Genomic DNA, 19,297 nt, shown 5'->3' with positions numbered 1-19,297 from the left:
TCGGGGCATTCCTTGAACCACCGCAAAGTCCTTCTCGCAAAAGAACTTTCGCTGATTCGCGCCCCGATGCGCCTCAACACTGTGAGAAATCCGGGCTAAATGCTTGCAGCTCGCGCAGCACCGCCTCGAACCCAAAAGGATTCGGCCTTGCCATCACGAATAGCCAGCGTCAGCAAACCGACGTTATTGGCGAGCTTTCCCACATCCTCCTGGCGCTTGCCGTGGCCGGCGTTGCGGAAAGCTCCTGTGACGAGTGCGCCTGTCGAGCAGCTTCCCGGAAGGCTGCCCCGCGTCCTCAGGAGGACGTAATCTGAGCGCCCTGTTCGCCTCAAGGATTTGCTGGTAGCGCCCACGCCTTAGTAAATCAGCGTTGATTTTGCTGTCCTCGGTTTGGTGCCTGTACTCCTCGACATCCTGGGCGAACTCAGGGGTGAAAAGTCGGCCGGCCATCGGCTGCTTGTCGTGCGTCTGTAGCCACTCACTCAGCCTGGACAGGCGGCGAACTTGCCTGTCCATCGTCTTTGGCTCGATCCTGTGCGTCGCCTTTTCCGTCGCGGCCCACCTGCCGATGAGGGCTGCGTCCGCGCCATGGGGACCAGGCGGCGGACATCGGTTGCCAAGGCGTTTCCGGCACCGACTTCCCGCAGCTTCTTCAAAGCCGCCTTGATGCGTCTGCCGCGGTCCTTTGCATAGACGTCCACGTCCTCATCGAGCTCAGCTTCCAGCTGGTGGTTTTCCGCCTCCGGATTTTCCAATTGCGCGTTTTGCAGCTCGCGGTCGATTCGATCGGCAATTGATGGCCTGCCGGCCACGCTCAACCGTTCAGCGACAATCAGATCTTCGATCTTTGCAGCCGCAAGCTTTCGAAAAGCTCACGGGAATATGAATTCGCCGCGAGCAAGGCCGATCGCATTGATCTCTTGTGCAAGGCATAGCAAACCACAGCGTGCCTGAATTTGAGTTGCTGCGAGGGCCCGCTCGAACGCAACAAGGGTCTTGCGCCGTCATCGATCCTGGAGCCGGGCAAGCGCCTTCAATCCGATCGGGGGATTTCGAGAGCCGCGGTTATCCGCGGGCCGCTCGCGGCGCAAGCATGTGGTGCCGCGAACGCAGCACTGGTACGGCGTTCGCTCCGCATGGGCCTGTGGGTTGCAGTCGCGATGTCGGCGCCGATCACGGCTTTGCCGGTGCATGGGGAGGAAATTATGCTGACGCTCGGCCACGACCCGGCCATGGCACGGCTTGCCCAGCAATATCTCTGTTCGGACTCGCCTGGGGCATCTTGCCGGCACCCCGCCCATCAGATGGCGTTCCAGGTTGCAACAGCCCTGTTCATGATCCCGTTTTGCATCGGCATCAACTGCCGTTCCTGGAGCACCGGACGGCGCGGCACGGCCAGGTGCAGCGGCGTTGAGAACCCGCTGACGCCGGCGGCGGCGTCACCACCCAGCGCGAGATCTGGTCTCGATCGGCGAGGAGATCATCGGCCGCGCGTTTCTGTGAGGCTTCGACCGGGCACAGCACCAGCTGACAGTTTGCCCTCAGCGAAATCAGCTGCCGCCCTGGCGTGCAGCCTGGTGGAATCGAACACCGGCAGTTCTGTATGTTCGGGGCCGATGAGAAGACCAATCTCCGTGCAGCCGAGGATGACCGCGTCGGCGCCCCGTGCACGACCGCGCGCGATGATGTCGATAAAGGCCTGGCGCGACTGATCAGAAATGGCGCCGCAGCACAGCTCATCGAAGATGACATTGTGGATCCGGCTTCGGTCGTCCTGCGCCGGTATGACAGGTGAAAGGCCGAACCGCTCCCGCAGGCGATCACAATAGAACGGCTGCTCCATCGTGTAGCGGGTCGCCAGCAACAGCGGTCGCCTGACGGGAGCGGCGACGAGAGCCGCAGCGGTCACATCGACAATGTTGATGAGCGGGACACTCAGCTCCGCAGCAATTGCGTCGGCAATCACATGCATCGTATTGGTGCAGATCAGGATGCAGTCGGCACCCGCGTCCACCAGCTGCCTGGCGATCCTTGCCAGGTAGACAGCGGCTTGATTCCATTCTCCTGCCTTCTGAAGGACGACAATATCCTCAAAGTCAACCGAGCGCAGCAAGATGTCGGCCGAGGCGAGGCCGCCGCGGCGCTGACGGACGATTTCATTGATTTCCCTGTAATAGATGGCCGTGCTTTCCCAGCTCATCCCTCCGATCAGCCCGATCGTCTGCTGCACTTTGAGAACTCCACTTCATGCGAAGGCGACACAGGCTTACCGCGCTTTCGGCGGCAAATCCCGGCGTTGTTTCGCGCAATGTCTCTGGAAAGTGCAAATCAAAGGCCTTATCTCTCCAATTACAAAAACTCTTCTCGCCCGAGCCCGAAGCCGGCGGAAAGGACATGCCGTTGGACGATCGCGACCGGAAGATTCTGGACAAGTTACAGCTGGACGCAGCAATTCCTGTCACAACGCTTGCCGAATCGACCAATCTTTCGGTGTCCGCCTGTTGGCGGCGCATCAAGCACATGGAGGACAGCGGGCTGATCTGCCGGCGCGTCGCACTGGTTGATCGACGCAAAGCCAACGTGCCGATGACTGTGTTCATGGGTGTACGCACGTCGAATCATTCGATCGGGTGGCTCGAGGACTTCCGCCGCGCCATTGCAGATATTCCGGAAATCGTCGAAGCCTATCGCCTGACAGGCGAAACCGATTATCTGCTCCGCCTCGTGGTGCCGGGCGTAGAGGTCTATGATGCGGTCTACAAGAAGCTGATCACGCGGCTCGACTTCGCTGACGTCAGCTCGTTCATCAGCATGGAGGAGCTGAAGTTTACGACCACTGTACCCTTGACCTATGTTTAGAGTGTGGTTGCCGGCGGCTCAGGGCAAAGCCGCCTGGATACATATGTGTATTCGAGAGCCAGCCGGCGCGCATGTTCGACGAGTTTGGCGGCGGTGCCATGTCCCTTATCGATGTTCTCATAGTAAAAATAAGATTGACCAGGCGTGGCGAGCTTCGCGGCGGCCGTGCGCAGGATGCACGCGGTCGTCCTTGGTCGAGGTGAAGATGAACGGCATCGGGTACCCAGAGCGGACATTGGCTGCTCGCGAGGCCAGAGCGCAGGATGTCGGTAGTTGGGACCTTCCCGCCGTTGGGTCGTATTCGCGACGAACGACCGGCGTTAGTAGGAGCGGACGTAGCGCCTTTTGCCTGCCAGACGGCTACAAATGCGAGCTCTGGCCAAAAAAGGAGGCCCCGCAACATCATGAACGGACGCCATGCGCTGGTGATTGGCGCGATCGCTTATCCCGGCACGGAATTTGACAATGCCGTCGGCGACGCCCGCCGCGTGGCGGACGCGCTGGCGCGCGCGGGGCTTCTCGGCGTCGATCGTCCTCGATCCTAACCTGACGGCCATCGACGCCGCCCTCAAGGCCTTCAGGCCAGCGGCGCAGAGCGCGGAACTGGCGCTGATCTATCTCGCCGGCCATGCCGTCGAACGCCATGGCAGCGGCTACTTCCTTGCGGTTGACTTCAGTTTCCCGTCGACCGCCGCTGGCTTGCGCTACACCGCCGCCGTAGGCCTGAACGCCTTCGTCGAGGCCGCAAGTGGCGCCGCGTCCCGCATCGCCGTGCTCGACGCTTGCCGAAACTGGCCGCACGATCCGGACGAGGCCAGGTGCACGTCGAACGATCTGGAAGAGTTCGTCGCGAAGAAAGGCAAGGCGCACCGGCCTTACGAGTTCGGGGTCAAAGTCTGCGTCGCCACGACGCTATCGCACGCCAAAGGCGGGCAGTTCGTCGCTCACGTAAAGGTGCTGCCCGGCAACCCTATGATGGCCACACGCTGGCCACCATCATCCCCGAGATGGAGGCGCTGATCGGCAACACCATCGAGCGCGTTCTCTTCGACAAGGGCTATCGTTGCCACAACGCCCCGCCCGATTACAAGTTCAGGGTATTCACCTCGGGCCAGAAGCGGCGGGTCACGCCAAAGATCAAGCGCGAGCTTCGCAGGCGCTCCGCCGTCGAGCCGGTCATCGGCCATCTCAAACCCGAGCATCGATTGGGCCCCAACTGTTTCTGGCACCGGGCTGGCGATGCCGTTAACGCCGTCCTCGCCGCCGCCGGCTACAACTTCCGTCGCCTCATCAAATGGCTGAGCCTTCTGCTGTCGGAAATCCTCGCTCGGCTCAGCCTCGAACCGCGGCTCACCCCGGCCAAAATCTCAGTTCTTCACGGTCGACTAATCACACAAACTACGATGCGCTTCAATAGATGACCCGTGTTGGACGTGAAGCCTTCAGGCTGCCTTCACGTCCTCAAGCTCGATGTGCAGCCTGAATCCGGCGGCCGCAGCGATATTGACGAGTGCGTCGAGCGAGAACTTGTCGAGCTTGCCACGCATCAGGTCGTTGAGGCGGGGCCGCGTCAGCCCGAGGCGCGCGGCCGCATCCTCCTGCGTGAGATTCCATTCCTTTATCCGCTCGCGGATAGCTAACAGCAAATCGGCGCGAGCGGTCATGTTGCCGCCTCCGCCTGAGTATCCGCCAGAACGTCGAAGACGCTATCGAAGGTCTCCACATTCATTGTTGTGCCTTCCAATCCTTGAGCCGTTTTGCGGCCAGTTCGATATCCCGCTGCGCCGTCTGCTGCATTTTCTTCTGGAACGCATGGAACACGAGGATCCGATCCGCCAGCGCCGCCAGATAGATGATGCGGAACGCTCCCGATGCGTCCCTGATCCTGATTTCACGTACGCCTGAGCCGACCGCCTTTCGGCTTCCAATCGTTCGGGTCCAAGCCGTTCTGCACTGCACGAAGCTCGACGCCAGCCCGGTATCGAACGCCGTCGGGGAAGTCGCGAATGGGCATCCCGGCTGTCCCCGAGGAACGAAATGGGCTTCATACACCAAATGTATCAGAATCGATACATCGAGGCCGGGCTCTCTCAAGCCCCGGACAAGTGGGACGCGCCTAGTCGTCGGGGCGTCCCCTCGCCGCAACGCACTGCACGCGGCCAAAAGAGCCGCATCGAAATTATTGTGGCGGACACGAATGTAATATGAATATCGGCGCTTTATTGCGCTCGGGCGAGGATCTGAGCATCCTATATCTTTAATGCATCGCATATTGCATGTCTGAGACCGGCTCGCCGTTTTCGGCTGCAGAGCAAGGGCTTGGCTACATTTTCCAACCCAGATTTGCTCTGTTGAGAATTTTGGCGCTTCCTGAAGACTGCGTCGTCTACATCGAGCGAAACGACGACGTTGATTCGTGGCAGCGGACGGCCGAATTGCGTTGGCTTCCCTCAAACGCAAAGCGCACGGCGACCGTCTCTCGGATCTTTCGACCGATTTCTGGAGGTCCGTGCGTATCTGGTTGGCTCATTATAAGGCCACGGGCAGAGCTGGATCCAACGCATACCTTCTGCTTTTTACTACCGCAGTTATTTCGACAGGCTCTTTCCTGGAGCAGTTCGCCGACACGGATGCCGATGGCGACGCGAGGGCTAAGGATACGTCGAACGCATCCCGCTGAGATCGCCGCAGGATAGTGCCAGTCAAACTGCTGGGCTGCATATGATGTAGGTTACATTGCGATAGTTTTCCCGCAATTCCCCAACGCTTTTGGAAGCAAGCGCTCGTGTCGCTCAGTCACAAACGCGACGCCCACCCATGCGCCTCTTCGCCAGACGACATTGCACGCATAGGTCCCGTTCGCCTTGTTTGGTCCACCATAAGAACGGCTCGATTCCGAGCTCTAGGAATTGACTCGATTTTATAAGTCGCAGCCAGATCATCGAAAATCGGCGGCAAAGCTCGAACCCAACATTAGCCTGCGCTGATTTCACCGTGAGTGTTGGTAGGCGGTTTTGCGGTGATCACAACCAAGCTGATCGATGTGGAGTAGCCAGCAGCCGCTGGGCCATCGGCAATTCCGGCGGCGCAGATCGCGACGCGAACATGGTATTGCCGCTGGTGCTGCTGCTGGTACGGCTGGAGATGACGATGCTGGTGACTTTGCCGGGACGATCATGGTCATCATGCCGACGAGCGGCAGCATCATGCCGATCGTCGTGTGGCGCCGATGATCGCCAGGCGACCCTCTTCCTGGGTTCATTTCCTGCTGCGCCGCCGGCACTGCCGACGATGACGATCGGTCGCTGGCATTTCCGGGGCCTCGTGCCGAGCGGCATCCAACTCCGCCAGCCGCTCCAATGCCTGGCCTGGGGACGGTCGTCGGTCTCGGTCTGCGCACACAAGAAGTCGCGGTCCCGTTGAGCAAACCTGATCATGACGTTATCCAGCGACGGATTGCGCGCAGGCTTTCGCCTGTCGGAAAGGACAATCATGTCCGAGCCACCAATAGCTTGCGCAAATTTGATCGATGCTGCGAGAAATATTGCATTCTACTAATGATTAAGTGCCGCGCACCTCCGCCTGAAGCCGGGTGACAAGTTAAAGCGGCGCCACGTCATGCTGTATGTCGATCAGATCCGCCTTTCCTGCGGCGACGCCGCGGCCTCTGTCGGCGACTACGGGGAGGAATAAGTGATTTTGCCGCATCCGTGACGGGTTGCGCAGTGACTTCGCTGGATGAGGCATCGCTGGTTGATCGAGGCAACTCTCTCTGATCGGCGGCGGCCTTTTCGAGCGCAGAGAGGAATTGCCGCCCTTCTTCCGTGATTTCCCAGCCGAGATCATCGCGAAAGACAAACCTGGCCGAGAAGATATTCAGGTCAGGCGCATATTCTGCCAACCGCTTCATGCGATCGGTCCAGTCATGGCCGCTGTTCATCAGGATTTCAACGGCCCGTCGAACTTCGGCAACGGAGGCCCGCCCGGCGGGCTGGCCGGCCAGTACTTTTAGGACAGTCAGCTGGAAGGACACTTCCCGTGTCTCCGATGGGCTGGGCGTATGCAGTTCCGGTGCAATGGATCAAGGCTAGGGGCGCACCGTCAACAACATGGCGCGGTTAACCTCAACAATATTGGCTAACCGCGAGCGCTGGCGCTCCAGATTTGACGTCGCCGCGCCGTATCAAGCCAAATGCACGAGTTCGTCTGCATCGATCCTCGAAAGGCACAGACATCAGCGTAGCGGAAATTGCCCTCGAGCTGCAACGCCGCCGGCAAGTATCGTCCATAACTTACGAACTCAACTGGACGCGTTCCTTCATGAGCTACAGCATCGCGTTTCGATCGGGAGCACCAGCCGATGGCATTGTTGCTTGCGGCGCTATGCGCGGCATGCCCAGCTTGGGCTATTGGACGCAGAGGAGCGTACGGTTCGGACCGTTCTGAGCCTATTGACAGGAATGTCTTGCCACAGCACACCACAGCTCGCCGATAAAGCCTCAAACTCCCGCGGCATTGGTCGATCTGCGGCTTTAAGAGATTAAGCTATCATGCAGTTTGTCACACAGCCTGATGCGCAAAAGAGATAGTAGTACGCAGACGCCCGGCGCGTCCGTGACGAGGCATCGCGGGATGCAGCTGCGAGAAGGCCTAGCAGGCGGCAGTTTCCCAGAGCCGAATTGGATCAGCCAACCCGCAGATCCTCGGCTGACATCTTGCCCGAACGCCCAGCCTTGAGTTCGTAACTTACCCGGGCGCCCTCTTCGAGGCTGGCGTAGCCGGCTTTTTCGACGGCGCTGATGTGCACGAAGACGTCGGGACCTCCGTCCTCCGGCCTAATGAAGCCATACCCTTTCGTCGCATTGAACCACTTCACAATACCCATTGCCACGGCTTGTCTCCATAATTGAACGATTGTGATCTAACGAAGAGTCTCGCAGCCATCAAGATGGGTGGCAGGAGACGCACGGCCTGCCGCGTAGGTCACGTCCTCGGCTTTTTTTGCCGCACGGCTTAGGTCCCGCCGCTTTGCGTGGGGAGCTGCCAGCAAGGCTTCGCCTGGAGGACAGTTCGCTTTGAGGCTTCAGTATTTGAGGCGGTTTTGACTTGCCTGTCATTCGTCGCCGGCTTGCCGGTTACAGGAGAGTTGCAGAGCCGAGACAATGCCACGCACCGAACTGGAGCGGATCGTCCGGTCACCCTTGCAGAACCAGGCGGCCGTAAACTCCTTCGCGCAGCCCGGAGCAGGATCACCAATCTGGTCGATGCTTACCTTGAAAGTACACTCGTCTTTGCCACTGCAGGCCGCGGCAAGCTCACGCGTGGCGTTGCCGCGCGCCGAGATCCAACGACAGTTGCCGCCATACGTGCCCGCAACTACTGAAATACCTGGTTGTGTGACGGCATCTCGGGTCGCGTCCCGCAGCGCATACGTTACGGCTGCGACGACAAGCAGGGCAAAGGCCACACTGGCCCATCGAACGAGGCGCCTGCGCTGTTCTGGCGAGGCCGATTGAAAGCATCCACGAATTAGCTTTCGCGCCGGCACCTCGAATCCGAAATGCAGCAGGATCGCGACGCAAGTAGCCAGGGTGAAAGCAAGAGCCAGCGCACCGAGATGGCCGAGCAGTTCGCTACCAGTTTCCCAGCGCACCTCCGGAAAACGCTGGTAGATGATGATGTGCACAAGATAAAGGGCAAAGCTGGCTTCTCCCAGGAAGACAAGCCACCTTGCCGACAACAACCGCCCTGCACTGCAGACGGGCTGAGCCGCGGTAATGAGGATGAGCGCAACGGGTGCCGCCAGAGCGATATTATTGCGTGCAATATCGAACAGGCTCATCAACGCCCCGAATGGCGGTTTATGGGCGGTGAACCAGAAAACCCAGCCTATCGCCACGACGCCAATCAATGCGGCGCCATCAAGTAGCGCTCGGGGTGGCCTAAAATCCTGCGCCAGCCACAGTTCATGGAGCTTCGCCAAACAACAGCCAAGAACGAATTCCCAAACCCTGCAAAACGGCGCGAAGTACACGATCCAGAGGATGAGACTGTTTTTCCAGTTCGGCAGAGCCGCCTCCGTCCCATAGGCATGAAGCGCAAACAGATTGATCCGGCTCTGAAGCATTAACACTGCAACGTCGATACCCAACTCGATTGTCACTGCGCCGACCGCGCACATCATCGCGGCAGGCACAGTTCTGATGCGCGCAAGTACCGGGCAAACGATCGGAAAAACGAGATAGAAGAACCATTCGGTACTCACTGACCAACTGACCATGCCAATCGGCTCGTACTGCCAGACGGGCGCCACACCAGCTACATTGGCGAAGAACCAAGTCTGGATCATCCCGAGTTGAAAAGGAACAATGTGCCACGAAAATCCCTCTGTCGCCCTTGGCGTTCCTAGAAGCGATGGCCAGACCATCGGACCGGTCAGCAGTTCAAAAAGGAAGAGAACGACAAAGAGGGGATAGATTCGTGCCAGGCGCGCCACGAGAAAGTCCGGGATCGCTTTGCGAGGACTGTCGGCAACCGACCTGCCATAGTTGTATTGAATGACAAAACCACTGAGCGTGAAGAAGACGGACATCCCGAGCAAGCCCAGTGTCCCGACCATGATATCGAGTGCCAGGCTGGTGCCATCGACGAACAAGCTGCCGCCGTGAGATAATGCTACTGCTGCTGCCGCGATAAACCGGATGCCGGTCAACGCAGGTATCTGCTTCACCATCGATGTCTCGTCAGTCGCGGCAGTGCGTCGAAATTCTCTACCTGTTCGATGGGTGCAAAGAACAGTCTGGCCGGGCCCACGCCTTCAATTGCACCTACGAGAGAGCAAGAGAGGCAAAGAAAGCCCCTCGCATCGGGCGATGCGTGCCATGCCGGGCGGGATCCGCAAAAACTCCTTGGCGTTGTCAATACGCTCAATCCGCCTGCGCAGCTTTTATCGGGAAGCCAGCTGGAGCTGAACCTCTGTCTTCTGGTAGGGTGGCCGGGATCAAGGCCACGGTCCTTGCCTGAGCGCGTGTGGTGCATGGCGGTGAGCGTCAAATTCACTGAACTGCGCATTCGCTCTCCGGAAAGCTTTCTGCTCAGGGCGGTTTGCAGGCAATTTGAGGCCGAGGCGAAGTCGACATATCGGCAAGGATGTCTGGAGCTCGTCGTGCAAGCTGATTGGAAAACCGGAAAGCCGTCTCGTAAACGCGAAAGGACCCAGCCGAACGTCTCGGCCGCACTGATGACCATTTCCATGGAAGCTTGATGGAGCTCCTTCACGATCCCTCCACAGCATCGAACCGGATCGCGCGGGCTGCAAGAGTGGGTCCACGCGCCGGTTTCGGATTGCGCTCTGCAGCTCCCACTACGGGAGCGTGTAGTCCGCCGTGATAGGCGTCTCGCCCAGTCAATCCCTCGCGTCGGGCTGTTGTCCGTAGCGGCGGTTGAGCGGAGCTCTCGCCGTCGGCAGGTCCCAAAGTCTATCCTGTGTATGCTTCAGTGGGGCCGCTAACGCGTCAGAAGCCGATTTCACGTTGGTATAGGCTGTCTCTTTCAACCCGGCATTCGCGGGATCGATCTCATCGTAGGCGGCCACCGCCTCGGCCAAGTTCGGGTACAGGGGCATCTGATGCTCGTTTGTCCAGCCGAAACCGAGATGCCGGAAGTAATCAGCCGGAACCGTGACCCGACTTTTGTCCAGCTCCCGAACGTAGTCCGCCGACCAGTCGTGGATCGCATAGGCCTCAAGTTTGTCCATCATCGACCGCCAGCGCGTGACACGCTCCTCAAGCGGCATGTTGGCCGCCTTCAAAATCGCGTCCGCGATCTCGTTAGGTCGCTCCGGATCGATCAGCAGCGCCTCGTTCTCGTTGAAGTCTTCAGCGGCCCCCGCAAACTTCGACAATACCAGAACGCCGGGATCCTTCGGATCCTGTGCCGCAACATATTCTTTCGCCACGAGATTCATGCCATCACGCAACGGCGTCACGACGCCGACATGTGCAGCGCGATAAAGATGCGCGAGTGCAGCCTGGCTGAACGAATCGTTTTTATAGTGGATCGGACGCCACTCGTCCGTGCCGTGCTCGGCATTGACCTGGTAGATCAGGCTCTCCACATCGTCCTTATACTTTCGGTACTCTTCGACGTCGGCGCGTGAGGAGGACGCGATCTGCAAGAGCGAGATGCTGCGCGGCTCGGCTTTCGTTAAAACCTGATTGAAAGCTTCGACCCGCTTGTCGATACCCTTGGTGTAGTCGAGCCGCTCGACGCCGATCGCAAACCTCGCACCCTGAAAGTTCGCCAGCAAGGACGAGATTTTTTCCTGCTCCGCACCAGCCAGGCCTGCAGCAAGATATTGTGCGAACTGCCTTGGATCGATACCGATCGGGAACTTTTGACACCTGGTCTGGCCGCGCTCCGTGACCACAACCCCGTCGCGGCTCTCCAACCCGAGGTGGGAATGGAGGCTGGCGAGAAAATTGTTGAGATCCCGGTTCGTCTGAAAGCCGAGCAAATCGTACTCCAGCATCGATGTCATCAGTTCGCGATGATTGGGTACGCGCGCAATCATGTCAGGCGCCGGCCATGGCGTATGCAGGAAAAATCCGGTCGGCCGCTCGATGCCGAGCTTGCGCAGATCGGCCCCGAGTGGAAGCAAATGATAATCGTGCACCCAGAATGCGCCCCGATCCCGCAAGCCGAACGCCGCGCGCGCGACAAAATCGTTGACCTTTCGATAGCTGCCGTAATCCTCTTCCGAGCCCGACATCCGGTCGGGCAGGGAGTGCAATGCCGGCCACAACGTCGAATTGGAAAAACCTCGATAGTAGCCAGGATAGTGCGCCGCTGGCGGGTCGAGCCTCGCCACATGGCCTTCGCCAGTCTGCACGAGAGGCAGGGGCTGCTCAGTCCCGTCGCCCCCGTTCTCCGAGCAGCCGATCCAGACCGCGCCGGACCGTTTGACGACCCGCTCGAGGGCAGCGGCAAGTCCACCCGTCTGGGGTTTGGTCCGGTCGAAGGGCGCAACGCGGTTCGAAATAACGACAAGCTTCATGTCGGGTTGCCGGGTTTCCGCATGGAGGCGATCCTCCTGGTCACCCGAGACAACTGGATGGGAAGGACCTGCACCGGCTTGTTGCTCCGGCCCAAGCGGCATCTCGACCAGGTGCAGGTCTAAGGCCGCCTGATCTACGATTTCATGTTGCTGAACAAGGCGTGATGTACCGCCGGAAGCCGATGTTGCCGCGTCGAGAGTGTTATGGATTCGATCCATCTCGTAACTCCGTTCGACGATGTTTGCGTTTGATGCAGTTTGCAGATCAGCCCCGAGATGTCTCCACTTCGCCAGTCTGGCAGATCCAGCTTTCGAGAAGCTGACGAGTCGCCGAACCAAATCGCCGCATCGGTCCCATCCAGGACTTCGGCCCGATTGTGACGGATGAGGCACCGGCGCGTCGGAGCAGGACCGTTGCCGTCATAGGCGGTCTCGGCGAGGACATGATGAGCCCTCGACGCCATCAAGGAGTCCGAGCGCTGTCGTGACACCCACTTGAGCGCAGGTGATCATCACTTGCGTGGCCGCCCGCGCGGATCGGCAAGCATTGGCGTAGTTGATCTGGCTTGGAACGGCGCAGAGTCTGGTCGCCGGCATCGGCGGCGTCCTGAGATATATGGAACAAATACCCGTGATCGACCAGCGCTGTCACAGCTGCGATGTGGACAATGGAAACGGTTTACGTCACGGTCGTGGTTCTGGAACGACGCGACCGCTCGTCGGATTTCCGACGTTCGGTTCTCAAGCGGATGCGGCTCTGGTCCTGTCTCAGAGTATCGAGCGCACTGCGCAGCGGTCTTCGCTCGAGGCACACCGAAGACCTGCTTGCGGGCGACGTGATGACCTCACTGCTATTCCGATCTTCGCGCAGGAGCGATGCGGAGTGCGGCGAGCAGCGAACCATCGTCGGCGAACAGGTCCCAGAACATGATCCCGGCGAGCCCATGGGCGTGCGCGTACATCGTCTTGCGTGCGATGGAGAGCGGATCGTCATAGCTGATCCATATGCGCCGTTCGGCGTCATAGAGCCACGGTACCTGGGCCTCGTCGCTCCAATACCGACGAAAACCCTGCTCTTCCGGTCGCCGGGCAATCAGATCCCGGTAATCGATGCCGTCGCTGCCTCCCCACTCCTCGCTTGCCGTTGCCCCCTTTTGGAAGAGTCCCCCGTTCTCTTGGGACACGTTCGCAACGGCTCGGCCATAGAAGGCTACGCCGAGCGTGATCTTGGCCGGCGGTACGCCGGCCCGGATCAAGGCATTCACACTTGCATTGACATTGAGTTCGGGACTTGGATCGCCGGCACAGGCGAACAGCGGAGCATTGAATCCGGCAAAGGCCGAGCCCGCGTAATAGTCGTAGGCCATCAGATGAACCCGGTCGACCAGCCGGCCCAGAGCGGCGACCTCCAGATTGACAATCTTGTCGGGGACGGCTGACACGGCAATGGTGAGCTCCAGCTCCCTGCGCTCGGATACGGAGCACTCGGTGAGTCCTCGGCGGAGCTCCGCGATCAGGAGTGTAAAATTATTCCGGTCCTCAAGGCGCACGAGATTGCCTGCCCGTCCTCCCGACACGGGAAACTCCCAGTCGACATCCACACCGTCAAACAGGCCCGGATACGGCCGAAAGAACGTCTCGATGACTGATTGTGCGAACCGCGCGCGCGACATCGGCGTGGCAGCGGCGACCGAGAAATATTTCGATCCGCTCCAACCGCCCAACGAAATCAGGATTCGAAGCTCCGGACTGTGCTGCTTCAATTCGGCGAGTTGAGCGAAATTGCCGCCGAACGGGCGCGGTGGCGAGGTTCCGTCACAGGCTCCTGCATCGAGGCAACGATCCGCAAGTTCAGCCAGTCCCTGCGCCGAAACGTTGCCGAACGCGTACATCAAATGGGTCAGCTCGCGCGCCGGGATCGTCTTGATGCTTGGACCGCCCGCCCGCGCCTTCCACGGAGCAATATAGCCGGCGACGATGGGGCGCCTGGCCGGCGTAGTCCGCCCCTGGCGCATCAGCGCGTATCCGAATGCGAGCGTAGAAAACCCTCCTGCAGCGAAGCTTCTTCTATCAACTGTCACGGATCACCACCTTGGCTCTCTGTCACATCGTGCCCCCTGCCCCAGCCGATAGCCGACCTCCATGACATAACCGCTTCTCATTACCGAGAATGGTAAGGCGCCAAGGTCGCCGACTCTTAAATCGCTCTGCCGGAAGGCACAAACAATGCGGGCGTTTTCGATCACGCGCCAAACGAACGAAACTGCAGCTCGGCTCTTTGAACAAATCGGCATGGGTTGAAGCACGTCGGCGGAGAATGCATATGCACCGCCCGTTACGTACAGATTTGTGCGTCGATAGCAACATCTTCGCTCAGAAATCGAGCCGTCGGACGCATCCCTTCGCGCCTCCAGCAAAATAGGCTACCAGCAGGCTTCTGCCTCGGCCGCTTGCAGTTTGCGTCGTGCTGGGGAAGCCGCTCGGCGTTCTGGGTTGCAACGTAGCGGCCAGCTAGTGGCTCTGCACAGTGATTTTGACAAGGTTGGGTCCGACGGTCGGATCAGCTCCGGCAGGAGTTTCTGATCAAGATTGGATCATCAGACGACCAACCGAGACGGGGCCCTGTTCGTGGGCGGCAATCTCATGACTATCCGATGGCACGTGAACCCAATCCGTAACGCGCCGAAGATGGGACGAGTCCGAGCGACGGCTGCAGACACGAGTCGGCTTGCAACCGTTCACGCGCATACCAAAGACTTTCAATTCACGCGGAGGTGAACGGCCCTACTATGGGAACTCCAGTCAATTGTGAACAATATCAAGCACTCGGAGGGCAGCATAAATGAGGATTGCCCAAGTCCCAACGCAAAACAACACGACAGCACGCCACGTGTTGGCCCTGAATCGATTTCGCCATTTGATGAGGTCGGATGCGCAACCACTGAAGTAACGACCGCGGACGACACCGATCATCTGGCCGTAGCTGTCAAACCGGAATTGGGAACGATGTTTTCGGATGTAGCTGATCCTTTCTTGAGGCGACAGACACCAAGTCCATATGTCAAGAGCTGCAGCTGCCTGCTGCTCGAGATCCGGCGTCCCGCGCAGTTTACCGTGACGATAACCTACTCCCGAGGCCTTGCTACATGCTCTGTTTGCGGTGCGCACGTCGTCGAAGTCTGAAAATCTAAATTGCATTATCGGATTGAGCCTGCTGTTGGTCATGTTTCGCGGGCGACGCTACAATATGGCCTTACGTCAGCTTCAAGCCCAATTTGACCTACCAGAACCTTGTGGCTCCCCTCGACGTCTTGATGAGCCATGAGCGCTACGCGAGGGTATGGTGAGAGATCACCGCTATCACGATCGCCGATCGATTTTCATCGTGACCAATTGACCCGAAATGCCCGATCGTCACGGTTGTGCCAACCGCCTGCGGCATACTCGCTCAGTGCGGAGACGCTTCAATTGCCCGAGGAATTTGATCGTAGAACCTGCTTGCACCGGACAATGGCACCTGGTGGACTCGCGACGGCCGCTCCGTCCAGGGATAGCGGCTTGACATCGTAGAGAGACTGCTCGGCAAGTCGGTTGGCGGCGCGCAACGGCTCGGTCGCGGAGGCATAGGACATCAGGCCCAACCAGGCGACAACAGCTAACCCGCGGTTTGCGTCAAATCTGCTGCGCTTTGTTGACGAACCGCTGTCACGTCTTTTCTTGTACCGGCTCGTTCCCTCTTCGTGGATTGCTGGCAACTCTCCGATAGTGTTAACCAGTCAAAATCACTGTGCAGAGCTACTAGGCCCATTGGCGATCCCAGTCGTGGCCCGCGCTACTCGTGGTTCAATTTTGTTTGCTCGGGTTGCATAGTTGAGCCGAAGCGCACTGTCTGCACGGCGGCGAACATCGCCGATGTAACTGGTTCCGAAAGAACATTCGGGTTGCGAAGCTCAACCGCGGAACGGATGGAGACGCAGCAAGTACGATCATTCAGGGGACGCTTAAGCGGCACGACACGCCACATGGGAGCACAGCCAGGCGATCTGAGAAAACACGTAGGGCTGGCCCTTCGCCAGGACAATTCAACTGCGCCAGTGATGCTGGCGAGGCTCGCGTGCCGCCAGGCGGCCGAGGCACCTTTATCTGTGGCGATCGAGCTACGTTGCGCTAACGGAGAGGTTAATCCGATTCAAAGAACAAAGGTTGATTCGCATCATGCGCGTCATCCTATAGACAATCCCAACAAAGTGCCTGGAGCAAAGCGCACGGGAGGACGCATGCTATTTTTTGGAGTTGAGAGCAGTTCGGGTGACAGGGAGTATGTGGTGCTCGCAGTTCCGGCGGGCGACCAAGTACGGATGAGCTGGGAGTGCGATTCTGCAGAGAACGGCATGCACTGCAAGCACCGTCTCGATCTTTCCGTGGGGACACCAAAGGAGCAGAAGCTCACCCGCGGCAATCCCGCTGACATAGCCACCTTGCGTCAATGCTTGGTAGGGACACCGCTTGGAAGGGCTCGTTCAGTTGTATCGACCTGGAGGACGAAGTCGACCTGAAGTTCGCCTCTCAGAGCCAAGAAAGGCGCCTTGCGTCGCGCCTGTCAGCGGGCAAATACCTGTCTGAGCTCAATCAAGCTGCCGCCTCCGTACGAATTTACAAATCGGCGTCTCGGTTGTGTTTCGGCTTCACTTTGGTTCACATCTTCTTCGACAACGAAACCCCGGGCCACAGAATAGCCCGGGCGGCTGCTCCGCTCCCGTCGCGGAATCCGAACGCCGCCGTCCTCACCCCTACTCGGATATTGCGATGCGACAAGACCAACCCAACGTGCGGTTTTGTCACGGAAGATCTCCTCGTATTTTTCACCCTGGAGGATTTCCTGCACTGAGTGATCATCTCGCGGCGAAATTTGCCTCAGGCTGGAGGTGATCATGCAATACGATCGGATAGATGCCCGCATCCTCGAGATCGTGCAAAAGAATAACCGTCTAACTTCAGATGTGATCGGCGAGATGGCCGGGCTTTCCCCTACCGCGTGCCAACGACGGTTGAAGAGGCTTCGCTCGGAAGGCATCATCCAGGCGGATGTGTCCATTGTATCGCCGAAGGCTGTTGGAAGACCTATTCAAGTGCTTGCGCTGGTGACCTTGGAGCGGGAAAGTGCCGAGATCATCGATAGATTCAAGAAAGCCATCAGATCATCCGCCGACGTCGTCAATGGCTTCTACGTCACGGGCGATGCCGACTTCGTCCTGTACATTACCGCGCCGACCATGGAGGAGTACGAGCAGTTCACGCGGCGCTTCTTCTATGAAAACCGCGACATCAAGGGCTTCAAGACAATGGTCATATTGGATCGTGTAAAGATAGGCTTTGCTGTTCCAGTTGAGCTTCCCTCGGGCGACTAATCGCAATGATGCGGGCGAGCGTCTCGCCCCCTCAATCGAGGCGTTGACTTGACCGCTCCACTCTGCCGTGGCCTCTTAATGATCTCAATCGGGCACGCATCGACAAGGACGCACTCTTTTTGGCAATGCGCTATTGTGCGTGAACCCTATCGACGCCGTTGGCCTGATGAAGCGCGACCGCAGACCCGCTGAGCGCCAAAGGCCGTCTTTGTCGCCGGACAGCAAGGAGCCCTATTCGGTGACCTTCGCTCGGGTCATGTTGCTCCTGCGGACATTCTTAAGCCGAGACGACTTTGACGGGATGTCAGCTCGCGCCATTGCGGTTAACCGATGCAAGCTACAAAGGACGAGGTCTGCTTTCGATGGACGCCACTCTTTCTCGAGACGGAAAGCCGCTCGTCAGGGCTTAGAGGCCGTTCCTTTGGCGCCCCACGTAACTCGCCAACCCGCCAATTGCTTGACAGGCATGCTTCCGAGCTTGGCTTGGTCTGCTCGGCTGTCTCGGTTTGCTACCGACATAGCGCCCGATCATACGCAATGTTGTGGGACGCACTCAGCGCGGTGATAGCGACAGGTGTAAAAGCAAGAATGTGGTGCCTTTAGTCCGAGCCGGCACACGCCCGCGGATTCGGTTGGTTGAAATTCGTCGAATATAGGCCTCTCAACGCGGGATTTGAGCGTCGATGGGTTACTGGTTGCATCAATCAAGATGAAGATCTTGCTACAGTTGCAATCACGTTCTCGTTACGGTCAGCGCGCAGGCTAACAAAAGCCTCGGGCCAGGAGAGGAACCATGACCGATCGCGTGCCCGCCATCCTCGAAGTGCTTGACTGCTCCGCAGATCGAGCTCTCAAGCAGCTGCCCGGCACCACTCGACCGGAGCTTCAACGTTCTCTTCCGGTGCGTCCTGCGAAGCGGCCCTTTGTGAAGAACGTGATCTTAGCGCGTCTTTCTATCCAACAGCTTGCGGCAATAGGGGAGCGCCTTGAGCCGGTCGTCTTGAAAGAGCGAATGGTTCTGCAAGAGCCAAAAAGGCCGGTCGAGCATGTCTACTTTATTGAAAGCGGCCTCGTCTCACTGAGAGTTGTTGCCGCGGGCAGTATGCTTGAAACGGCAGTAATAGGCTATCGGGGCGTGGTTGGCACTTCTTTTTTGTGGGGAGGACATCTTTCAACCCACCAATCTGTGGTCATCTTCCCCGGAAGCGCGCACAGAATTCGGGTTGAGGATTTGCGTCGCGTGATGAAGGCGCATCCTGAGGTCCGAGACCATCTGTTTGAATACGTTCAAGCACTGACGTTTCAGTGCGTCCAGACAGGATTATGCGGGGTCCGGCACCATCGTGAACAACGGCTCGCGAGCTGGCTGTGCCTTGCGAGCGAAGCTGTTGATACCCGCGTGCTGCCAGTTACGCATGATTACCTTTCGTCAGTGCTGGGACTGCGCCGCGCTGGGGTAACGGAAACGTTGATCCGCTTCGAGGAGCAAGGTCTGATTCGCAAGATGCGCGGCGTCTTGCAGATCGATGACCGCAAATCGCTCGAAGAAAAGGCATGCTGTTGCTACAAGCTCGTCTCAGGCGCTTATGCCGCAACATCAGCCCGTCCCCACAGCGAAGAACAGGCGGGCTAGCAACTTGCGAACGGCGTTCACCGTGTCGCCTTCGCGCAGAATGGGGACGAGAATTTGCTCGACATAGGCGGGGAAACGCTCTCGTCGAGCAAAATCAACCGGCGGCCGGGGCTCGGCTGCGCACTCCGCCACGCTTGCCGCCGCTCGGCGACGTCGGGACGATCCTGTTCGCTGGCGTGCGCGCTTTCTTTGAGGCTGATCTCCTCGGCGGCGAAGAAGCGCGCGACAGCATCGACGTGTCAGCTTCCACGCCGTGCGTGCCAAGCAGACGCTCGGCGATCGCATCGAGCCTCAGATCGTTCTCATTGCGCCGCAGTTCCGGGAGCCAATCCCTGTGCGGCC

14 protein-coding genes and 3 pseudogenes are annotated in these 19,297 nt (G+C 58.9%); 6 read left to right on the top strand and 11 right to left on the bottom strand.

Annotated features, from left to right (window positions below; all coding sequences use genetic code 11):
• Positions 1–482: 482 nt before the first annotated feature.
• Positions 483–812, bottom strand: a complete 330-nt coding sequence (locus tag ABIB78_RS37925; RefSeq protein WP_429034164.1) for a hypothetical protein — start codon at positions 810–812, stop codon at positions 483–485.
• Positions 813–1,136: 324 nt separating this feature from the next.
• Between ABIB78_RS37925 and ABIB78_RS37920 the strand changes: the two are divergent.
• Positions 1,137–1,199, top strand: a pseudogene (locus ABIB78_RS37920) (hypothetical protein); the annotation flags it as partial.
• Between the two features lie 281 nt (positions 1,200–1,480).
• On the opposite strand, the gene ABIB78_RS37915 reads toward ABIB78_RS37920, so the two are convergent.
• Positions 1,481–2,230 (bottom strand): aspartate/glutamate racemase family protein, encoded by a 750-nt coding sequence (locus tag ABIB78_RS37915; RefSeq protein ID WP_429034163.1) that lies wholly within the window; start codon positions 2,228–2,230, stop codon positions 1,481–1,483.
• Between the two features lie 17 nt (positions 2,231–2,247).
• On the opposite strand from ABIB78_RS37915, the gene ABIB78_RS37910 reads away from it, so the two are divergent.
• Positions 2,248–2,859: an Lrp/AsnC family transcriptional regulator gene (locus ABIB78_RS37910; RefSeq protein ID WP_429034162.1), complete on the top strand. Its 612-nt coding sequence runs from the start codon at positions 2,248–2,250 to the stop codon at positions 2,857–2,859.
• Between the two features lie 855 nt (positions 2,860–3,714).
• Positions 3,715–4,280: pseudogene (locus ABIB78_RS37905) on the top strand (IS5/IS1182 family transposase); the annotation flags it as partial.
• A gap of 21 nt (positions 4,281–4,301) precedes the next feature.
• On the opposite strand, the gene ABIB78_RS37900 reads toward ABIB78_RS37905, so the two are convergent.
• From ABIB78_RS37900 to ABIB78_RS37875, 6 genes and pseudogenes are all read right to left on the bottom strand, one after another.
• Positions 4,302–4,523 (bottom strand): helix-turn-helix domain-containing protein, encoded by a 222-nt coding sequence (locus ABIB78_RS37900; RefSeq protein WP_429034161.1) that lies wholly within the window; start codon positions 4,521–4,523, stop codon positions 4,302–4,304.
• A gap of 61 nt (positions 4,524–4,584) precedes the next feature.
• Positions 4,585–4,907: pseudogene (locus tag ABIB78_RS37895) on the bottom strand (type II toxin-antitoxin system RelE/ParE family toxin).
• Between the two features lie 975 nt (positions 4,908–5,882).
• A complete protein-coding gene (locus ABIB78_RS37890) occupies positions 5,883–6,353 on the bottom strand; it encodes a hypothetical protein (RefSeq protein WP_429034160.1) in 471 nt (156 codons plus the stop codon).
• A 122-nt stretch (positions 6,354–6,475) separates the two neighbouring features.
• Positions 6,476–6,892, bottom strand: coding sequence for a hypothetical protein (locus ABIB78_RS37885; RefSeq protein ID WP_429034159.1), 417 nt, complete (start codon positions 6,890–6,892; stop codon positions 6,476–6,478).
• 651 nt (positions 6,893–7,543) lie between these two features.
• Positions 7,544–7,750, bottom strand: a complete 207-nt coding sequence (locus ABIB78_RS37880) for a cold-shock protein (RefSeq protein ID WP_429034158.1) — start codon at positions 7,748–7,750, stop codon at positions 7,544–7,546.
• A 222-nt stretch (positions 7,751–7,972) separates the two neighbouring features.
• Entirely contained in the window at positions 7,973–9,592 is a 1,620-nt protein-coding gene (locus tag ABIB78_RS37875) for an acyltransferase family protein (RefSeq protein ID WP_429034157.1), read from the bottom strand.
• Positions 9,593–9,895: 303 nt separating this feature from the next.
• Here ABIB78_RS37875 and ABIB78_RS37870 point away from each other — a divergent pair, with 303 nt between their 5' ends.
• On the top strand, positions 9,896–10,123 hold the full coding sequence (locus ABIB78_RS37870; RefSeq protein ID WP_429034156.1) for a hypothetical protein: 228 nt from the start codon (positions 9,896–9,898) through the stop codon (positions 10,121–10,123).
• Positions 10,124–10,264: 141 nt separating this feature from the next.
• Here ABIB78_RS37870 and ABIB78_RS37865 read toward each other — a convergent pair whose 3' ends face one another.
• Together ABIB78_RS37865 and ABIB78_RS37860 are read right to left on the bottom strand one after the other, a co-directional pair.
• Entirely contained in the window at positions 10,265–12,133 is a 1,869-nt protein-coding gene (locus ABIB78_RS37865; protein WP_429034155.1) for an alpha,alpha-trehalose-phosphate synthase (UDP-forming), read from the bottom strand.
• A gap of 632 nt (positions 12,134–12,765) precedes the next feature.
• Entirely contained in the window at positions 12,766–13,929 is a 1,164-nt protein-coding gene (locus ABIB78_RS37860; protein WP_429034154.1) for a glycoside hydrolase family 18 protein, read from the bottom strand.
• Between the two features lie 2,916 nt (positions 13,930–16,845).
• Here ABIB78_RS37860 and ABIB78_RS37855 point away from each other — a divergent pair.
• Together ABIB78_RS37855 and ABIB78_RS37850 are read left to right on the top strand one after the other, a co-directional pair.
• The gene (locus ABIB78_RS37855) at positions 16,846–17,322 is read left to right on the top strand and encodes an Lrp/AsnC family transcriptional regulator (RefSeq protein WP_429034153.1); all 477 of its coding nucleotides are present in this window, start codon (positions 16,846–16,848) and stop codon (positions 17,320–17,322) included.
• Between the two features lie 793 nt (positions 17,323–18,115).
• Positions 18,116–18,955, top strand: coding sequence for a Crp/Fnr family transcriptional regulator (locus ABIB78_RS37850; protein WP_429034152.1), 840 nt, complete (start codon positions 18,116–18,118; stop codon positions 18,953–18,955).
• A 94-nt stretch (positions 18,956–19,049) separates the two neighbouring features.
• Here the strand turns inward: ABIB78_RS37850 and ABIB78_RS37845 are convergent.
• On the bottom strand, positions 19,050–19,297 hold a 248-nt coding region (locus ABIB78_RS37845; RefSeq protein ID WP_429034151.1), incomplete at its 5' end, for a hypothetical protein.

Source organism: Bradyrhizobium sp. I1.14.4 (assembly GCF_050435825.1).
GTDB lineage: Bacteria > Pseudomonadota > Alphaproteobacteria > Rhizobiales > Xanthobacteraceae > Bradyrhizobium.
Note: the sequence above shows the minus strand (reverse complement) of the source record. Positions and strands in the feature narration are given on the sequence as shown.